This is a genomic window from Pseudomonas sp. G5(2012) (assembly GCF_000408945.1).
In the GTDB taxonomy this organism is placed as follows: domain Bacteria; phylum Pseudomonadota; class Gammaproteobacteria; order Pseudomonadales; family Pseudomonadaceae; genus Aquipseudomonas; species Aquipseudomonas umsongensis.
Window position 1 is genome coordinate 77,097 of record NZ_APIO01000010.1, and the last position, 15,999, is coordinate 93,095.

13 protein-coding genes and 1 pseudogene are annotated in these 15,999 nt (G+C 56.3%); 9 read left to right on the forward strand and 5 right to left on the reverse strand.

Annotated features, from left to right (window positions below; translation table 11 throughout):
* Positions 1-600 precede the first annotated feature (600 nt).
* From PG5_RS04685 to PG5_RS04700, 4 genes and pseudogenes are all read left to right on the forward strand, one after another.
* Entirely contained in the window at positions 601-1,104 is a 504-nt protein-coding gene (locus PG5_RS04685) for a CS1 type fimbrial major subunit (RefSeq protein WP_042955239.1), read from the forward strand.
* Between the two features lie 105 nt (positions 1,105-1,209).
* Positions 1,210-3,728 (forward strand): annotated as a pseudogene (locus PG5_RS04690) (TcfC E-set like domain-containing protein).
* A 50-nt stretch (positions 3,729-3,778) separates the two neighbouring features.
* Entirely contained in the window at positions 3,779-5,005 is a 1,227-nt protein-coding gene (locus PG5_RS04695) for a hypothetical protein (protein WP_020795944.1), read from the forward strand.
* Between the two features lie 58 nt (positions 5,006-5,063).
* Positions 5,064-5,804, forward strand: a complete 741-nt coding sequence (locus PG5_RS04700) for a hypothetical protein (protein WP_020795945.1) — start codon at positions 5,064-5,066, stop codon at positions 5,802-5,804.
* Between the two features lie 90 nt (positions 5,805-5,894).
* On the opposite strand, the gene PG5_RS34750 is transcribed toward PG5_RS04700, so the two are convergent.
* The 5 genes from PG5_RS34750 to PG5_RS04725 form a co-directional block, all read right to left on the reverse strand.
* Positions 5,895-6,728: a fibronectin type III domain-containing protein gene (locus PG5_RS34750; protein ID WP_052024672.1), complete on the reverse strand. Its 834-nt coding sequence runs from the start codon at positions 6,726-6,728 to the stop codon at positions 5,895-5,897.
* Between the two features lie 355 nt (positions 6,729-7,083).
* On the reverse strand, positions 7,084-7,851 hold the full coding sequence (dsbG, locus tag PG5_RS04710; protein WP_020795947.1) for a thiol:disulfide interchange protein DsbG: 768 nt from the start codon (positions 7,849-7,851) through the stop codon (positions 7,084-7,086).
* Complete coding sequence (locus PG5_RS04715; protein ID WP_020795948.1) at positions 7,827-8,681, reverse strand: TlpA disulfide reductase family protein; 855 nt, start codon at positions 8,679-8,681, stop codon at positions 7,827-7,829. Before PG5_RS04715 ends, dsbG begins: the two co-directional genes overlap by 25 nt.
* The gene (gene dsbD, locus PG5_RS04720; RefSeq protein WP_020795949.1) at positions 8,681-10,417 is read right to left on the reverse strand and encodes a protein-disulfide reductase DsbD; all 1,737 of its coding nucleotides are present in this window, start codon (positions 10,415-10,417) and stop codon (positions 8,681-8,683) included. The genes PG5_RS04715 and dsbD overlap by 1 nt, the downstream gene beginning before the upstream one ends.
* A gap of 82 nt (positions 10,418-10,499) precedes the next feature.
* Entirely contained in the window at positions 10,500-11,198 is a 699-nt protein-coding gene (locus tag PG5_RS04725) for a hypothetical protein (RefSeq protein WP_020795950.1), read from the reverse strand.
* Between the two features lie 295 nt (positions 11,199-11,493).
* Between PG5_RS04725 and PG5_RS04730 the strand changes: the two genes are divergently transcribed.
* The 5 genes from PG5_RS04730 to PG5_RS04750 all read left to right on the forward strand — a co-directional run bounded on the left by PG5_RS04730 (position 11,494) and on the right by PG5_RS04750 (position 15,898).
* Positions 11,494-12,177, forward strand: coding sequence for a response regulator (locus PG5_RS04730; RefSeq protein ID WP_020795951.1), 684 nt, complete (start codon positions 11,494-11,496; stop codon positions 12,175-12,177).
* A complete protein-coding gene (locus tag PG5_RS04735) occupies positions 12,174-13,499 on the forward strand; it encodes an ATP-binding protein (RefSeq protein ID WP_042955240.1) in 1,326 nt (441 codons plus the stop codon). Before PG5_RS04730 ends, PG5_RS04735 begins: the two co-directional genes overlap by 4 nt.
* A 137-nt stretch (positions 13,500-13,636) precedes the next feature.
* The gene (locus tag PG5_RS04740) at positions 13,637-14,119 is read left to right on the forward strand and encodes a GNAT family N-acetyltransferase (protein WP_020795953.1); all 483 of its coding nucleotides are present in this window, start codon (positions 13,637-13,639) and stop codon (positions 14,117-14,119) included.
* A 57-nt stretch (positions 14,120-14,176) separates the two neighbouring features.
* Positions 14,177-15,589 carry an aspartate aminotransferase family protein gene (locus tag PG5_RS04745; RefSeq protein ID WP_042955241.1) on the forward strand — a complete coding sequence of 471 codons (1,413 nt, stop codon included), beginning with the start codon at positions 14,177-14,179 and terminating at the stop codon, positions 15,587-15,589.
* A gap of 81 nt (positions 15,590-15,670) precedes the next feature.
* Positions 15,671-15,898, forward strand: a complete 228-nt coding sequence (locus tag PG5_RS04750) for an MbtH family protein (protein WP_020795955.1) — start codon at positions 15,671-15,673, stop codon at positions 15,896-15,898.
* The last annotated feature ends 101 nt before the right edge of the window (positions 15,899-15,999 follow it).

Sequence of the window (15,999 nt, forward strand, 5' to 3'; positions counted from 1 at the left end):
GTGGGATGAGTCTTTTGACAGTTCCCCACCGATCGGTTTTCCTTTCAAACACCAACAGTAACTTTTTGACGCAGTTGGCTTGATGCGCTTCACCCAGTCCCGATGCCTGTGCATCGGGATTTTTTTTTATTCGCAGTCCTCTTTTCCGTGGAGCACTGGCCAATCGGGTGGTAGTTGACGGGTTGATCTCAGGCTCAGAATTTTCTTCAAGCGTCAGTTGTGTCCCAGCCGCACTGCTATGTGCACATGCCATGATCTTTCTATTGTCCCAGGCACCGGTTCTCGTAGCTTGGGCCTGCTGTTCTTGAAACGTCGGATGACCGCTCCTGGCCGTAATCGTGCCAGGCTTGGGATCAGCTATACCATACGAAAATTCCTACCAGCAATATAGAGGTAGCTTACAGGTTGGTCCTTCAGGCGTCAGGATAAGTCCTACAAGAAGTACAGAAAAATCCGGCATACCGGTCCTTCAGAAAGCGCGAAGATGCGCCCCGTTGAATGCAGTGTTGCATTATAACCAACTTGATAAACAATCCGGTGTGGACTTTTGTCGCTTGGCTGAAGCTTGCACTATTATTTTGATGCTTAAAGGTGAAATTAATGTTCAAGAAAATTGCAATGTCTACTTCCGTGCTGGCTATGGCTTTTGCTTCTTCGGCCGCACTGGCTACTCCCCAAACTCATGATATTGAAGTGATTGCCGATATTCCAAGTGCTGACTTCTATGTTCAGCCTGTGTCAGTCGACACTGTAACACTGCCGCAGCGCTTTATTGTGGATGCTTCCGATCCGGCGGCTCCTGAAGTGAAAGATATGGTCCTTAAGTTCAAGGCAAAAAGTGCAGCTGGTGGTACGACCGGCCCTGCGATCATGGCAACCCTTAATGGCCCAACTAACATGGTTTCGGGCGCCAATACTATCGATCTGAATGTGAAATTCAACGGTGTAACATTGGTTGATGGTGCCCCGACGAGTGTCGTTGATGCTGATGCCGCGGTAAGTGAAATGAATGCGGATATGGAAGTTAGTGCAGTTAAACCAGGTGGCGGCTACCCTGAAGGTAACTATCGCGGCAACGTCAATGTTACATTTGATGCTCCATAATAGTTAAATAAATACGGGCTATCAATAAGCTATCTGTGTGGTCGACGCGCTTCGTCGGCCGCACTCTAACTTGCACAAGCAAGCGCTAACTTGAGATAAACTTCCATGTTTCCGAAGACTCCTATCGCGGGAGCGCTTGCGCTAATTATTTGCGCGGGTGCGCTTGCCAGTGAAACCAAGCCAGCGGCCCAGTCCGTTAGTTTGCTTCAACAGGCTGAAGGCTTGCCTGCAGATTTTCATGAATTCTTTTTTGATGTTCCATTGGCAGTTCGGGTGGAAGTTGATCAACAGTTTCTAGGCGAAGCAATGATCCTGTTAAGCCGTGACGAGCGGGTGACACTGATCAACTTTACCGACACACGAGACAGTGACCTGACTTCCAGCGAGCGCGATGAGTGGGCCGCTCTCTTGATCCAGGGCGTGGCGTTGGGCGCGTGCAAAAGCGGCTGCCCTCGGGAATTGCTGACGGTTCACTACAGCCTTGAAGACTCCACGGTGTCGCTGGTAACGGCCAACGCCGAACGCGATCCGCAAGCTCGCCAGTTTCACGATCAGCCGGAAGGCGGCAGCGTCGGCCTGATTGTGCGCAATCAACTGAACATCAGTGGTGGACAAGAGCAGAACCCGGCCGGTCGTTATGGCCTGGAAGCGAGCGCGAGCCTGGGTAACTGGACGAACACCTTCAACGCGCAACTCTCGCGTATGTCGGGTGCCGACACGGGCATCAAGCATGCGGTCCACGAACTGCATACCCAGCGGGAACTGGAAGGCACCTTCTTTCGTGCCGGTTACTTTACACCCAGCGCGCAAGGCCTGACTCGGCCAGTGCGCACCATCGGCTCTGGCCCCGATACGGTGTTGGGCATGATGTATGGCAGTTCTGACAGCCTGGCAATTGATAACCCTAAACCCAGCCTCTATCCGATTTCCGTGACCGCCAATCGCCAAGCGATGGTCGAAATTTATCGCAACGGCGTGCTGATCAATAGCCAGCAGGTAGCCAGCGGACTTCAGACGCTGGACACGCGTCCGTTGCCGGGCGGGATCTACGAGGTGGAAGTGCGCCTGATCGAAGACGGCCAGTTGATCTCCAGCAACCGGGAACTTATCTACAAGCCCAGGAACTGGAACAACCCGGAAAATCGCTGGCGTTACAACCTTTTCGCCGGTCGCGAAAGCAAGTTGCTCAGCAATTGGCAGGAACGCGATGATGGTGATTTGACCGCGGGCGCAGCCTTCAACTTTCTATTGCATCCGCGAGTTGTCCTGGGCTTGTCCGCGCGACAGGTCAAGGAGCAAATGCAGTTAGGCACTTCCGCCGAGTGGACGGCGGGCGACAGGACCTCTTTCTATAGCAGCGTTTCCCAGACCAAGGGCCAAGGCACGGGGATGGAGCTGCAAGCTGTGCATCAATACAACGGTGGTAGCCTGGTATTGCGCCATCAGCGCAGTTGGCTGGACACGCGCAATACTTACGAACAGCTGCCGGACGGGACCCATATTCGCCAGCGCAATACCTATAACGGGCAAACCAGCAACACGTCGCTGGCGGTAAACCAGCGCCTGAACAGCAAGAGTTCGGTCAGCGCGCAAGTCTCCCATAGCGAAGGGTACTCCGAGGGCTTGGGCATCGACCTGAGTTGGACCCGTAATGCACAGCTGTTTGGCCATAACGCCGACTGGCGCGTGGCGGTATTTGACCGGCCGGGAACAGTTGGCACGGCTGATCAGCGCAACAGGGGGGTCGATATCAGCCTGCGCCTGGCGCTGGGCTCAGACGGTCACCAGGTGTCCGGTAGCGTCGGTCAGCGCACATCGCGTGACGGTGGGCGCGATTCCAACGCATCGGTTTCCTATCGTCGGGACCTCAAGGATCACGTACTGCAAAGTGTTTCTGCAACCGCCAGTAGTGATGTCTACGGGACGGGGCTGGCGGGCACGGCCGATTTCATCACCGATCAGGTCAACGGCTCCATGCATGTACAACGTTCTTCCTACAACGGTCATGTCAGCGGTGGTTTGAATTTGGACAGCACCCTGGCAGTCAGTGGCCAAAAGGCTGTTCTCAGCGGTCAGGCCTCGACGAGGCAGGCGGGAATGATCATTGATGTCGAAAGCGAGGTGGATGATATCCAGATGCGCGCCGACGATTTGTCCGGCACCAGCACCACGTTACGTCCAGGACGTAATTTCATTCCGGTGTCGGCCTACAAGAACGGCACGGTGAATTTTGATTTCAACGGCACAGACGTGCCCGCCGCATCCATTCACCCTGCGCGTACCACTTATCACTTGAATAGGGCGGCGTGGATTATCGCCAGGTGCGTATCCTCAAGACCGTGACGGTGATGGGCCGTCTGGTGGATGCCAGTGGAAAACCGTTGAAAGGCCATCATGTTATCAACCATGCCAGTCGTGGCGTCAGCGAAGTCGATGGGTTCTTCTCCATGGAACTTAGTGAAAAATCGCCTACACTTGAAGTGCGGCACGACAGTCAGTTGTTATGTCAGTTCAGGCTCGATCCAACCTCCCAGCGAGAGAATGATGTGCTGATGGTAGGCGATCTGCGGTGTCATCCAGACACTTTGGCCGAAGCTGCTTATAAGTCTGAGAAAGCCAGTTGATAGGCACTTATACAATAGCAGCCAGAACATGGCGTACACAGGAAAGTCAAATGAACAAGCTAATGAGCCGCCTGGTGTTGTTATCGACACTCTGTGGATTTTATACGGCTTCTGCCAATGCATTGGTGGTGGACGCAGAAATAAAACCCGATCCGAGTAATCCTGGAAGCGCAGTGATTATAAATAACACGCCGATTACCGGCTATTGCTCGATTCCAAGCTTTAGTTCGCGATGTAACATCGCGAGAGTTCGAAGTAACGAATTTCCCATTACCCTGACGTGGCCGGGGATTTTCAATACCAGTGACGTAATCCCCTTTGGTATTGACGCAAGATGGCGCACGTTTACGGTTACCCATAACAGCATTCCTGGCGAAACGGCAGAGATCCAAATTCGAATTGGCGGGGTGGGTACCCGTTATACCATGGGGGAAACCGCACAAACTCTTGTTGGACAACCAGGACTTTCTGATTTTGAGGCTCATGCCTATCTTTGGACGCCGTCGTGGTCGGAGAAGACCGGCAATTGCACTAAAGTCGCTGGCAGTGAGCAAAACGCTGCTCATGACGGACGCAGTTTTTCAGCATTCTGGGCAACGAATGAAATCGTCGATACATGCCCAAGGGATGCCGATCGCAATATTCCCGGCCTAGTTTTGCAGAAGCTCGACGTTCATTATGAGTTACGCGCTGTACGACCAGAGAGGCTGATAAGTGGCGGTTATCAGGGTTCAGTGCACTACACGGTAGGCGGCCCAGGGAGCGACTTCAACATGGGAAGTTTGAATCCGAGCCAATCCATGATGACGTTCGACTTGAACCTTGCGGTGAAGCAAGACGTCAAGGTCGAAATGTCCACCGACAGGGTTAGTTTGGCCCCCAAGGGCGGCTGGATGGATTGGATCAATCATGGTCGACAAAACGAGAAGTTATTGGCTGATCTGCGGTTTTTCATATTGTCTAGCACGCCCTTCAAGATGGAGCTCGGTTGTGAGCGTTTGGCGGGTAATAGATGTGAGATCAGTAACGGAACTCATCAGGTGCCGGTCGATATTAGTGTGAGCCTGCCAAGTCCTTGGGTGGACGATGTGGGGAATACAGTAGAACGGCGTTCACTGAATGCGGATACCGGTATTCCACACATAAAGTCTTTGGGGGTGCCCAATAGAAACCCCGGCTTATTGCACTTTGAGGTACCCGCCAGCGAAGTCGAACATATGGTAAGTGACAGTAGTTATCGCGGAACCGTTACGATTAAATTTGACGCGGACATCTAACGGCAGTAGCACGGCCCGAGGCTTACTCAGGCTAGTTTCTCGCACGAGGCTTTATATCATGAAATTTATTTATACACTGCTCTGCACATCGTTGTTCAGTATGGGGGCTTATGCCGGTCCCAGCCTGCAAATTGGTACGTTCTACGACTTTATGGGAGGTAACCAAAGTAGTTATCTAAAACGCATTCGTAACGGCGGTACTTCGACGGCGTTTGTCAAAGTCGAGATCAAGGAGATTTTTTACCAAAAGAACGGCGCTTCCCGCGAAGAACCATTGAAGATGGTCGAGGGCAGCACCCGTGATGGTCTGGTCGCCAGCCCGGCCCGGCTTATCGTACCGGCCAAGGGAACCCAGGGAACCCGCCTGCTGTACACCGGTGACCGGAGCATAGAGCGTTATTTTCGGGTCCGTTTTATGCCAGTCGTACCTGAAAAGGAAGATAAATTTGCCGTCTCCGACAGTGAACGCGAATCCTATGAAAAGGAGATGTCTGCCGGGTTTAACGTGATGGCCGGTTATGGCATGGTATTTTTTGTTCGCCCGGCCAACACCCGGTTTGATACAAAAGTCGATAACAGCGCTGTTCGCTATCAAGTGCAAAACAATGGCAATAGCGTAGTGGTTATCGACGCCTTCAAGGACTGTGAAGCGAAGAACGACGATAAATGCCGGCCGACGAAAAAGGTTCATCTGATTCCAGGAAATGATTTTACGTTCAACAAGGAAGCAGGTCGCGTCTATCGCTACAATTTGATCGAAGACCAGAACAAGACGCTAGTTGAGGTAAAGGGGAGTTAAGAACTTCATGATCTCGGTAAAGGGCGCTGGGTGGATATTCCACTCAGCGCCTTTTTTATTGCGTGGCACCTGCCATCAACAGATGAGAGGCTATCGTTTTCCTTTGAAAGGAACGCCCAGTGGGGGATAGTGCACCATCACTCGATTCGACTTATGACCCGTTGGGTCCTCTGCTGTCACACCGAACTCATATCGCTTATCTGCTTCCAGGTGATCAACAGCAAACTGGGTTTCGACCGTGGTCCCCAGATCGTTGCCAATACCTTGATCGATTAGATAACGAATTGTACCGGAGCTGTCGTAAGACTCCTCCCAGCTTAATGTCAGGGCAAGGGAGCTTGTTACTAAATTAGTGGGGTCGGTTGGTTTGGTGAGGTCTTCAAAATATACTTCTACGCACACAGGGTCGGAAAAACTAAGCTCGTCATCAAAGGTGCGAATGCAGTAAGTGTGATTACGCCCTTCTGCTGGAGTGGTGTCGATGTAGGGGGGCCTGAGGGGTGTGTCGAGTAGTACGGCATCTCGTTTTATTTCATATTTAGCAGTTCCGCCGTCTACTGTGCCGCCGTGCCAAAAAAATGAAACGCTACTGGGTTTAAGATCATAATAATCCCAGTAGTCCACAGGTGTTGGTTTTTTTCTGTCGAGCGTAGAAAAATTCAGCATAAATGACTTTGTCTGGCCAATAATAGGGTCTAGCCCGACTACCTCCCAGGAGTACATTCTGTTTCTTGTTAGATTATTAATGGTAACGTTACCTCCGTTTCCGCGATACCACTCTTTACCTGTGCCATTCTCGGTTATGGTGGTTACAGGATAAAACGGATTTGGCGTTATACTCAGGCTGATGGAGTTCCACGTAATGCTGAGGTTTTCAATTATCGGAGCTTCGTTGTTGTTTCTGGTTTCGGTTTTGATGTTCATGATTTTTCCATCCTGAAGTTTCAATCATTTATTGTCTGTATGGTTATGAACGTTTCTTGGCGGTTTTAAATCATTTTTTTAATGCGAAACAACTTATCTCACCTGTGCTTAGGTAAGTAAACTAGCAGATGTATTAGTGTTTGGTGTGTTTTTGTGGTGCGGAATTTGCTTGTTGTTAATTGTTTGTGGATGTCTTACGGACTATCCAGTTCTCTTGGCTCACGTGCATTCATAGCGTAAAAAAATCGCAATTAGAAGCGTTAGTTGTGAGCAAAGGGCAGGGCCCCAGGAGTTGAATCTGCACGCGGATCTGAGCGGTCGCAATGGCCGGTGTGCGCCATTGCGTTCGATTCCATTATTTGGGTCCGAGTATCTTCACCAACTTATCCGGCGACGGCGCGCCTTGTTGCTGTTGCAGTTCACCCTTGCTGTCCATGTAGAAAATCGCTGGGGTGGCAGACAACTCCAGCTCTTCCATCAATTGCATGTTGGCGGCGAGCTTCGCCTGGATCGCTGGCGGAACATCCTTCAAGGCCTTGAGCGTGCTGCCCTTGCCAGCGGCTTCGTGGTCGTACAGGGCTTTTTGCGGGTCTTTGGCAGCGAGTAGGGCGGCGGATTTGCCCGGGCTGTCCTCACGAATGATTCCGACCATGATGTGCCGCAACTGCACCTTGCCAGCCTTGACCCATGGCCGCGCCTGTTCCCAGAACATGCTGCAGTATGGGCAGTTAGGGTCACTGAACATGTAGACGATCCGAGGTGCATCCTTCTTGCCGTCGGCAATCCAGTTGCTTGCCTCCATCTTGCCCCAGACTTCCTTGGACATTGGCGCGTACACCAGTTTCTGCAGCGGTGCGCTGCTCAGGTCGTTGCCTTCGGCGTCGTACAGATTGCCGAGCAAAACGTGCTTGCCATCGGGCGTTAGGTACAGCGCCATGCCGCGGTTCTGGTATTGCGCCGCGTAGCCGCGCAAGCCGTCGGGGGCGTCGAATTGACCAACGATTTTCGCACCCTTGGCTTCGATCTTCTTGATCGCCTCGGGCAACTCTTCGGCCTGCACCGATGGCAGGTGCAGGAGGGCGGCACCCAGGCTCAGGGTCAGCAGGTGGCGGAGGCGGGACATGGCAGTTTCCTTGAAGAAGTGGCAGGAACGGAATCGAAGTTTTCCAGCGCGCGAGCCAGGCTGGCTTGTGACAGTTCACCCAGATGACTGCCCAACAGGCGGCCTTCGGGGCTATAGAACAGCGTAGTTGGCAATGCCATGGAGCCGACGGCCTGGCCCAGGCGACCGCCGCCGTCGAACAGCACATTGGACAGGCTCAGGCCTTGGGTTTCCAGGAACGTGCTGACGCTTTGCATGCTTTCGGCCTGGTTTACGAACAGGAAGGTCAGGTCGGGGCGCTGTTGCTGTGCGTGCTCCAGCACCGGCATTTCCCGGCGGCAGGGCGGGCACCAGGTAGCCCAGAGATTGATCACCAACGGGCCACCCTTGTAGTCCGCCAATTGCACGGTTTCACCGGCGGAATTGCGCAGGGTGATGTCCGGAAGGCGCGTGCCCTGTTCAAAAATGGTCAGCGAAAAGGTCGCCAGCAACCAGAATGCCAGGCCGCTGGCCACGCCGAAGCCCAAGGGACGACGCAGTCCCGGGCGACGCCAGCCACGGTATAGTGTGGCGAGCACCAGTGCGATGACCCCAGGCCAGGCGAGGAAACCGCCGTCGCGCAGGTCGATGACTTGCCAGGGGTCGCTGCGATAGTGCGTCCAGTAAACGGCGACAAAACCGATTCGCGCCGCGAGCATGCCGATCAGGAACAGGCCGAACAGCACTGACTCGGGATTCTCGCCACCACGCTTGGCCACCCGCCAGCCGACGAATGTTGCCAACACCAAGGCACTGATCAGCAGCAGATGGTTAAGCGCGATGGCAAAGGTGCCGAGGGTAAAAGTCAGCATTAACGGGCGTCTCGGGTGGTGGTCCAGCGTTGCAGGAAAGTGTCGGCATCGACCTCGCCGGTGATGCGCTGGCTGCGTCGTTCGATACCGTCGGTGCCGATCCACAGCAAGCTTGGTGGCCCCGGCACTTTGTAACGGCCGAGCAGTTCGCGGCTGGCGGCATTGTCGGCGGTGACATCCAGTCGGAGCAAGCGCACGTCGCTAAGGGCTTCCAGCACTTTCGCCTTGCCGAACACCTGTTTTTCCATGACCTTGCACGACACGCACCAGTCGGCATAGTAGTCCAGAAGCACCCACTGGCCCTGCGCTTGCGCCGCATCGAGTTCCCGTTGCAGGACCACAGGGTCCTTGATCGTGGTAAAGGCGTCGTGGCCGCTTGGCACAGCGGCGACGGCCGAGCCGGAAGCGCGGAAGACTTTCAACGGCTTGAACAGATCATCACTGCCCGCCGCCGCGCCGATCAGCAATAGGCTGCCCCATAAACCCAGCAGGAGCGAGCTGGCTCCGAACAAATGAGCGATGCGTCCAAACCCATCCGACTGCTTCCACGCGCTATAGGCCGCGACCAGCAGCAATGCACCACACAAGCCGACCCACAGCGATTCATCCAGCACCGGGCGCAGCATCAGCAACGCCGTGGCAAGAAACAGGAAGCCGAAGATGCCTTTGAGCAGATTCATCCAGGCGCCAGGCTTGGGCAGGAAGCGATTGCCAACCGTCACCAGCAGCAACAACGGCACACCGATGCCGATGCCCATGGCAAACAGGATCAACCCGCCGTGCAGTGCGTTGCCGCTCTGTGCTATGTAGAGCAGCGCGCCGGCCAGCGGCGCGGTCATGCACGGGCCGACCAGCAGGCCGGACAACGCGCCTAGCGCTCCAGCGCCGACCAGGCTGCCACCGCGCTGATTGCGCGAGACGTTTTCCAGGCGATCCCGCACGGCAACCGGCAGTTGCAGTTCGAAGAAGCCGAACATCGGTAACGCCAGCAGCACGAAGATCGCCGCGAAAGTGCCTAGCAGCCAAGGGTTCTGCAACCAGGCTTGCAGGTTTGCCCCTAAAGATGCAGCCAACACACCCATTGCCGCATACACCAGCGCCATGCTCACCACATAGCTGCTGGCGAGGGCCACGCCGCGCCTGGGCGTAGCGCCGCTGCCGACGATCAGCCCCGCCAGAATGGGCAGCATCGGTAGCGAACACGGGGTGAACGCCAGCAGCAAGCCCAGACCGAAGAACACCAACAGGCTCCAGCCCAGCGCTCGTTGCTGCAGATTGCTGGCCAAGGCCTGGTCCGGCGCTTCGTCTGCCGTGCCCGTCAGGGATTGCCCGCCCAGATCCACGACTTGGGTTTGTGGCGGATAACACAGGCCGGCATCGGCACAGCCCTGGAAGCCGACCTTGATCTGACCGCTGGCGCCCGCGGGGATTTTCAGTTCGAGGCCTTGACGGTAGACCTGCTGTTCTCCGAAGAACTCATCGCTGTGGGATTCACCTTCCGGTAACAAAGGCTGTTGATCCGCAGGCAGCCCATCAAATTTCAAGCGTTTTTGATAGAGGTAGTAGCCATCGTTGATTTGCCAATAGAGCTGTGTTTCCCCTGATTCAAGGCGCTCGGAAGTGAGGACGAACGCCTTGTCCACCGGCAGGAATTCAGGTTGGGTTTCAAACGGATTAGTCCCTGCCTGGGCCAAACCCGAGATCAAGAGAACAAACAACAAAAATAGTCGACGCATGGGTAAGCCTTGTCCCTGTGCAAGTGAGGTGCACATTGGCGGTTGGCGATTAACCGATGATTAACCGCGCCTTCACGAATACTCAGTCTCGGAACAGGCCGGGCCACGCCTCATCGTTCGTCCCGTGCGGACCGGAATGCAGATGGTTTTGCTGGATGTTGTAGATGAGGAACTGACCTCGGTTTAGAAAAATATAGTAAAAACTATCGGCAAAAGTTCTGTCATTCTGCGCGGCCGTTATGATTCGGTGTTTAAAACGCTCTAATCCAGGCATGGAGGTGGCGGTGATTTCTTCGTGTGTCAGTCGTTTTTTTTGATAGTCGAAAGACAGGTAATGTCCGTCATTGAGGAGGAGGCGAAACAGGAATTTTTTACCTGTAAGTTGCCACCAGGTGCCCGCTACGATGCGCTCGAAATAGGGAAATATCGGCGCCCATATTGAGTTTTCAACACGGTAGTTGTTTAGTGTCTTATCTTGATCCTGGTCGTATTTACAGACCATTGGGGTCTTGCCGTCGTAATAAAAAAACCAGGAAAAGTCGTCGGAACCACCGGCGATTCTGGTATCCAGGCCCGTGGTGGTGAAGCCAAACCGCAGGTGCTCGGCATTTTCGTGGAAACCGGGCCACGCGTATTGCGTGGTTTCTCTAGGAAAGCTGTCAGGGACTTGACGATCGCCAAGGTCAAATCGGGTGTATTTGTTGGTATCTTTGAAGAAAAAGTAAATGCGGTCCTTGCCGGAGCGCCAATCTGTAGCGACGAAGTTGTTGAAGTTTGGCATGGGCTGATTCCTTTCAGCGGGTGAAGCTCTTTCGTTTGTCGATTAGGGTCTTCAGGGATTGGTGGTTTTGATTTGATGGTTGGATTGTAGTGTTCGTATGGTAAATAGTTTATCGCTCTGGTTTATTTTGCAGGAAATGGTTTTTAGTGATGTTTGTATCGTCATGCAACTAAACTATTTGTAATATAACGAATGGGGGTGACAGACGGCCGGGCTGTTCGTCAGTCGTCGCAGTTGACATAATTACGCCTTAATCCTGAGCTGTTTCACTCAGGTTTTTATTTCTGGAGCGCCCATGCACGTACTGGTTTGCGAAGACGATGAGCTGATCGCCAGCGGCATCGTTGCCGGTCTCACCGCCCAGGGGTTGACCGTGGAGCACGTCGCCACGGCGTCCGCTGCCCGGGCGATGCTCAAGGTCGCGGAATTCGACGTGATGGTGCTCGACCTCGGGTTACCCGATGAAGACGGCCTGAAGCTATTGCAGCAGTTGCGCCACAGCGGCTTGGAGATCCCGGTGCTGATCCTCACCGCCCGCGACTCGGTAACGGATCGTGTCGACGGCTTGCAGGCGGGTGCGGATGATTACCTGCTCAAGCCTTTCGATCTGCGTGAACTGGCCGCCCGCTTGCACACACTGTTGCGGCGGGTGGCGGGGCGCAGCGTCAATTTGATCGAGCATGGCCCGCTGACATACGATCCGAGCAGTCGTGAAACTACCCTGGCCGGCCAGCCGGTGGACCTGTCGCGCCGTGAGCAGTCACTGTTGCAGGCGCTGCTGCATAACCGTGGCCGGGTGCTGTCGACCGAGCAGCTCAAGGACAGCGTCTATGGTTTTAACGACGAACTGGAAAGCAACGCCCTCAACGTTCATATCCATCACCTGCGGCGCAAGCTCGGCAACGGCATCGTCGAGACCGTGCGCGGCCTGGGTTATCGCCTGGGCCCGGCTGATGGGGCAGGGGAACTGAAAAAGTGATGAGCCTGCGTTTGCGCCTGAGCCTGACGCTCGGCGGCGCTTTTGCCCTGATCTGGGCCCTGGCAGCGGCCTGGATGCTCAGCGATTTGCGCAACCAGATGATGTTTTCCCTCGACCAGCGCCTGGTGGCCTCGGCACGTATGGTCGCCGGGCTCATGGAGCAATTGCCGGCGTTGCCGAGCAAGGGCGAGGGTACCCATTTCAGTTCCGAGAAACTGAATATTCCCGGCGGCATGGCGTGTCAGGTCAGTTCGCTACGGGGTGAAATCCTCGCCCGCAGCCACAGTGATCCGGGGCAAACCCTGGAAGCCGAGAAAATGGGGTTCCACGACCAGATCATCGACGGTGCGCCGTGGCGCAGCTTCACCCTGGCCCGTGGCGACCTGCGGATCACCACGGCCGACCGGCAAATCGAACGCGAGGCGCTGAACATGTCGATCCTGCTGGCCGCTTCTGTGCCGGTGGGCGTGGCACTGCTCGGTTGCCTGTGCCTGCTCTGGCTCGGCATCGGTCAGGGACTGGCGCCGCTCAATCGCATGCGCGACGCCTTGATGCGCCGCAGCCCTGACTCGCTTGAGCCTTTGCAGGTCCAGCCGTTGCCCAGTGAACTGCAGCCCTTGCTCGACACGCAGAACCAGTTGTTCCAGCGCATCGGCAAGACCATCGAGCGCGAGCGTCGGCTGACCGGTGACGCAGCCCATGAATTGCGCAGCCCGCTGACCGCCATCAAGACTCACCTGCAAGTGGCGCGCATGACCGAAGGCGCGGCACGGGATCAATCCCTGGCCCGGGCCGAAGAGGGCGCCGACCGTCTGCATCGCACCCTCGAACAACTGCTGTTGCTGGCGCGAGTCGAGGGCAGCCTGTCGTTTGACGATGGTGTGCAGTGCAGTGCCGAGCAGGTGGCGAAACTCGCCATACAGGATGCGGCCGGTGGTGATCGTCAGCGCATCAGGCTCCAGCTGCCGACCAGGGTCTCCCATGCCCCGGTGAAAATGCCCGCGGTGCTGTCGATTGCCGCACTGCGTAACCTCCTGGACAACGCCTTGCGCCATACACCCGACGAGGGGCCGGTGGAGCTGAGCCTTCAAACCAGCGGTAACCGCGTGCAGTTCGTGGTGCGGGACCATGGCCCTGGCATTGCCGATGACGACCTGCAACACCTGACCCAACGCTTCTGGCGCAACGGCCAGAGCAACGGGTGCGGCCTCGGCCTGGCGATTGTCCAGGCGATCGTCCAGCGCTGTGGTTGCACCCTGCATTTCGACAGCCGGCCGGATGGCTTGCGGGTGGAACTGACGATGCCGTTGCAGCCGACCTGAACACCCCTGCAGGAGCTGCCGAAGGCTGCTCCTGCATTGGGTTTGTGTTGCACATGAGATGTAACTTCTCGGTATTGGCCGCCCGGACCTTCCACGACTATCGTTGCTCAGACTCAACGGACTGAGGTCACAGCATCATGGAAGCTTCGCTACACACCTGCCAGGCAACCCCGGCGGACGCCGGCATCATTTGTCGCATCATAAAGCGCTCCATCCGGGTCGGTTGCGTGCCCGACCACCGCAACAACCTGCGAACCGTTGCCAACTGGACCCATAACAAGACCATCGAACACATTCTTCCCTGGTTCACCGACCGGCGGTTGTACCTGAACATCGCGCTCTTGCAGGACAAACCCGTGGGTGTCGCCATGGCCTCCAGCAACGGCAAGGTAGCGTTCTGTTACGTACTGCCGGAATGGTTTCGTCGCGGGATCGGGAAAGCGCTGGTGCGCGATCTCGAAGGTTGGTTGATCGGTCAGGGGCTGCGGCATTCACGACTCAACAGCACCCGCACCGGCGAGGCTTTTTACCGGCGCCTGGGTTATCGGGCCTACGCCCAGGCGTTCGCGGTAGCGGGTCTCTATGCCATCCCCATGCACAAAGCGTTGGCTGTGGTCTAAATCCTCGGGCTCCCGGTGCGTTTCCAGAACAGGAAAACCTTATTGAGGGGTCGAGAGATGTCCGTCGCTACCAGGCTTGTGCAAGACCAGTCGGCCCGGTTTACTCCGGTGCCGGCCGACACGCTTTATCAGTTCAACGAATCGCCGTTGCTGGCGCGTCAAAGCCAGCAGGAGTCCAACGCCCGCAGCTATCCGCGCCGTATTCCCCTGGCACTCAAGCGCGCCAAGGGCCTGTATGTCGAAGATGTTGAGGGTCGCACGTTCATCGATTGCCTGGCCGGCGCCGGGACGCTGGCCCTGGGGCACAACCACCCGGTGGTGATCGAAGCGATCCAGCGCGTGCTGGCCGACGAACTGCCGCTGCACACCCTGGACCTGACCACGCCGGTTAAGGATCAATTCGTCCAGGACCTGTTCGGCTTGTTACCAAAAGCCTTGGCTGCACAAGCGAAGATCCAGTTTTGCGGTCCCACCGGCACCGATGCGGTGGAAGCCGCGCTGAAACTGGTGCGTACGGCCACCGGCCGCAGCACCGTGCTGTCATTCCAGGGCGGTTACCACGGCATGAGCCAGGGCGCGTTGAGCCTGATGGGCAGCCTTGGGCCGAAGAAGCCCCTGGGTGCGTTGCTTAGTAGCGGCGTGCAGTTCATGCCGTACCCTTACGATTACCGTTGCCCGTTTGGCCTGGGTGGCGCTCAGGGGGTGAAGGCCAACCTCCACTATCTGGAAAACCTGTTGAACGATCCCGAGGCCGGCGTGCAGCTGCCGGCTGCAGTGATCGTCGAAGTAGTGCAGGGGGAGGGTGGGGTCATCCCGGCCGATCTCGACTGGTTGCGCGGCTTGCGCCGGATTACCGAAAAAGCCGGCGTGGCGTTGATCGTCGACGAGATTCAGAGCGGCTTTGCCCGTACCGGCAAGATGTTCGCTTTCGAGCACGCCGGGATCATTCCGGACGTGGTAGTCATGTCCAAGGCAATCGGCGGCAGCTTGCCATTAGCCGTGGTGGTCTATCGCGACTGGCTCGACACCTGGCTGCCGGGCGCCCATGCCGGGACTTTCCGCGGCAATCAGATGGCGATGGCCGCCGGTTCCGCCGTGATGCGTTACCTGGTCGAACACAAGGTTTGCGAACATGCCGCCGCCATGGGCAAACGCCTGAACGAGCACCTGCGCATCCTTCAGCGCGACTTCCCGCAACTGGGTGATATTCGAGGTCGAGGCCTGATGCTCGGTGTGGAGCTGGTCGATCCGACCGGAGTGACGGATGCCCTGGGTCATCCTCCGGCGTTTGCGCGACTGGCGCCGTTGGTGCAGCGTGAATGCCTCAAGCGCGGCTTGATCCTTGAACTGGGCGGCCGCCTGGGTGCCGTGGTTCGCTTTCTGCCACCGCTGGTGATCACCGCCTCGGAAATTGATCGAGTGGCCGAGATTTTCGGCAGGGCATTGGCCGCTGCCACCGCCAGTCTCTAAATTTCCAGAGCCCTGGAACGTTCCTTCCATATAGCGGCTGCACACAGCGTACAGCCGACCCTGCAGCGATGGAGAGACAGCATGACGTCAGTATTCGACCGCGAGGACATCCTCTTTCAGGTCGTGGTCAACCATGAAGAGCAATACTCGATCTGGCCCGACTACAAAGCCATGCCCGAGGGCTGGCGTACCGTGGGCAAAAGCGGGCTGAAAAAAGAATGCCTGGCCTATATTGAAGAGACTTGGACCGATATGCGTCCGCTGAGTCTGCGCCAGAAGATGGATGAGCAGGTGGCTGTGGCGCACTGAGTCAACGCCTGCAAACAAAAAGCCCGCTGAGCCGGTCTGGTCAGCGGGCTTTTTCATTCTGTAGGAGCGAGCGATGAGGCCCCGAGAACCAGACACTGCGG